This is a genomic window from Legionella sp., assembly GCF_965140895.1.
GTDB lineage: Bacteria > Pseudomonadota > Gammaproteobacteria > Legionellales > Legionellaceae > Legionella.
In genome coordinates, this window is the sequence record NZ_CBCSKT010000072.1 from 1 (window position 1) to 2912 (window position 2912).

The window sequence follows — 2912 nt, forward strand, 5'->3', positions numbered from 1 at the left end:
GCTCAATCCCTCCGTCGACGCATTAATGATAGTTTTCAGATCATAAACCCAGTACCTTCAAGTTGAATGGGTATATACACCCCAGTTAAGAGATAATGTACTTAACTGGAGAAAGTAATGACGATAAGAAAGAAATACCCAAAAGAATTTAAACTGGATGCCATTAGCCTGGTATTAGAACAGGGTTATGGGGTCACCGAAGCAGCAAATAATTTAGGGATTGCCCAAGCGCTATAAAGTCGTTGGATAAAAGAACATAAAGAACAAGATAGCCAAGCATTTCGAGGCAATGGCAAGTTAACGGCAGAGCAATTAGAAATACGTCGCCTGCAAGAAGAAAATAAACGTCTTAAAATGGAAAAGGAAATCTTAAAAAAGGCGGCGCTCTTCTTTGCTCAAGAAACGAAGTAAAATATTCGTTTGTCGCCCAACATAAGAAGAGCTGGCCAGTTGGCGTAATGTGTCAACTACTGGGCATTACACGGCATGGATATTACAGTTATCAGCAACGGCAAAGAAATAAACCAGACGATCCTGAGCATCAGGAACTTATTGAATGGGTAAAAAAAATAGCTGAAGCCAGTCAGTATTGTTATGGAAGCCGCAGGATGAAGAATGCTTTAAATGCATTAGGTTATCCAGTAGGTCGAAGACGAACTCAAAGTTTAATGAAAGAGGCACAAGTTTTTGTTCGTTATCGGAAGAAATACAAAGTAACAACAAATAGTAACCATAAACAACCAGTTTATGAAAACGTTTTAAATAGACAGTTTGATGTTAAAGAAGCAAATACAGCTTATGTATCCGATATTACTTATGTTTGGACTCAGGAAGGCTGGCTTTATTTAGCCGTTGTTATGGACTTATTTTCAAGAAAAATAGTGGGTTGGAGTATGGGGTCCCGCATGAAAGCGACATTAGTCTGTGATGCTCTGAATATGGCTATTTGGCAGCGGAAGCCATCATCAGGACTCGTTGTTCATTCAGACAGGGGAACTCAATACGCAAGTTACCAATATCGTAACTTATTAATGAATAAAGGTTATATTGGTAGTATGAGTAAAAAGGGAGATTGCTGGGATAATAGTGTTATTGAAAGCTTCTTTGGAAGTTTAAAAAAAGAACGAGTTCAATGGCGAAATTATCAAATAAGGGTCGCGCTACCTCGTGAAAGATTCCGGGACGTCCCAGTCCCCGAAATCGACTCGCCAACGCGCGAAGCTAAAGGCCCTGGACGTCCTGGTCCCCCTTGATTTTGAGTCCCCTTCGGGACTAAAAATCTGCGCTCCCCAATGACTGACGCCTTTTCGGATGCCTTATATTTTTCCTACGGAAAAACATCCGGCCCTAAGGCTACCAGGGACTACTCGCCCGCGCCTTCGGCTCTCCATGGCTCGCAGCGCTCGATGGGAAGCCCAACAGGACATTTTGAATTACATCACCATGTTCTATAACAGCCACAGATTGCATTCTTATTTAGGATATTTAAGTCCAAATCAATTTGAGAAACAGAGTGATTTTTTAATGAAAGTTGCTTAACTGGGGTGTAACATTTTGCTTGACCACTTCACTATCAAGTCGTTCATCAAAATGTACTAGGTGATCTCTTAAATCACGGTTATGTAATATATTATCCTTCTCAAGCTTTAAATATGTTCGCAAATACTCAGCACGCTGTCGGCCTTTCTTACGTGAAGGCCAGAGTAATTGAGAAATAGCCGCAACGTGTTGAATAAAATGTTCTACTTCTCGAAAAAAATCCTCGGAAGAGTCTTGTTGTAATAATTGATCAAGTTGGTGAGCGCAATAGGTAGCTCTATTAGCTTGTGTAATTATTTCAGATATGTAGATACTCTTGATATATTTGTCCATAATTCGTAATTGCCAAGTTATTTAGTTAACCTTGCCAGCATTGTCTTCATTTGTAGTAGTAATTCTTCTAATTCTCTTTGATCCAGAAATTTTTCATACTCGCCTTGGTTTTGGTATTGCTTCTCATGAAACGGGTCTTCAAATTCTTTCTGAAGCTCTTCAATTTCCGAAACTGTTTTATTTAAAATGCTTATTAACGACTCTTTAAATCCATGCAGGTTCATATTCATCCTTAAAATGGTCTAATTTTAATAATATAGTACAAATAAATATTAATTATTTTTTACCCTACGTTCCGCAGCATGTATAAAGTTGAGTTAAATTAACTTAAATAATATCCGGTTGATTCGTATTGAAACACAAATTTTGCTATTAAATTAATCAGTTAGATGCATTCTGATTTAATTAACAAAAGTTTAATACCATGGTGCGAAATGTGGGTTTTACAACTCAATTAAATTAAAATTGAGTTGACTATTGAGCATCATAACAACTCAGTAACGTGTTGATTTACATAAAATGTTTGCAGAGTGTGATTTATAATAAGTGGCGTATTTAATAGAGGAGCCAAATTCATATGAAAACATTATTTGTGGTACTTCTCATTGTCAGCACTTCTGTGTTTATTCCGCATAATGAAATACCTATAACACTATTTGGGATAGGATTAAGCTTGCCTTCTACAATAAGTCTAAATCTTAAAATAGCACTTATTCTGTTAATTATTCTTTTCGTTTATTGGGTTATTGAGGAAATCAAAGCTAATAACATATTCCAAACCGGGGTATTATTATTTCGTAGTAAATTTCGTTGTTATCTCGAAACAAAAAACGGTAATAAAGTTGAAGATTTAAAAAAGATATATCCTGAAATTGGTACTCATAAGGATCTTTACTATATTGAAGAAACCTTAATACTTAAAACAACCGATATTACTGAGGATGGTAAATATAGACCTTGCGGGTATATACCCATCGCCATTGAAAGTACTGGAAATTTTTTCTGAAATGAATTAAAAGTATCGGCATTATGAGATTTCA

At 36.5% G+C, this 2912-nt stretch carries 4 protein-coding genes and 1 pseudogene; 3 read left to right on the forward strand and 2 right to left on the reverse strand.

What is annotated here, in order from left to right; genetic code table 11:
* Positions 1 to 117: 117 nt before the first annotated feature.
* Both ACQY7T_RS09150 and ACQY7T_RS09155 read left to right on the forward strand, forming a co-directional pair.
* Positions 118 to 1172, forward strand: a pseudogene (locus ACQY7T_RS09150) (IS3 family transposase); the annotation flags it as partial.
* A 217-nt stretch (positions 1173 to 1389) separates the two neighbouring features.
* The gene (locus ACQY7T_RS09155) at positions 1390 to 1539 is read left to right on the forward strand and encodes an IS3 family transposase (RefSeq protein WP_428412872.1); all 150 of its coding nucleotides are present in this window, start codon (positions 1390 to 1392) and stop codon (positions 1537 to 1539) included.
* Here ACQY7T_RS09155 and ACQY7T_RS09160 read toward each other — a convergent pair.
* A complete protein-coding gene (locus tag ACQY7T_RS09160) occupies positions 1522 to 1872 on the reverse strand; it encodes a hypothetical protein (protein ID WP_428412867.1) in 351 nt (116 codons plus the stop codon). The genes ACQY7T_RS09155 and ACQY7T_RS09160 overlap by 18 nt on opposite strands.
* A 17-nt stretch (positions 1873 to 1889) precedes the next feature.
* Positions 1890 to 2096: a hypothetical protein gene (locus tag ACQY7T_RS09165; RefSeq protein WP_428412868.1), complete on the reverse strand. Its 207-nt coding sequence runs from the start codon at positions 2094 to 2096 to the stop codon at positions 1890 to 1892.
* Positions 2097 to 2449: 353 nt separating this feature from the next.
* Here ACQY7T_RS09165 and ACQY7T_RS09170 point away from each other — a divergent pair, with 353 nt between their 5' ends.
* Positions 2450 to 2878: a hypothetical protein gene (locus tag ACQY7T_RS09170; protein WP_428412870.1), complete on the forward strand. Its 429-nt coding sequence runs from the start codon at positions 2450 to 2452 to the stop codon at positions 2876 to 2878.
* Positions 2879 to 2912 lie beyond the last annotated feature (34 nt).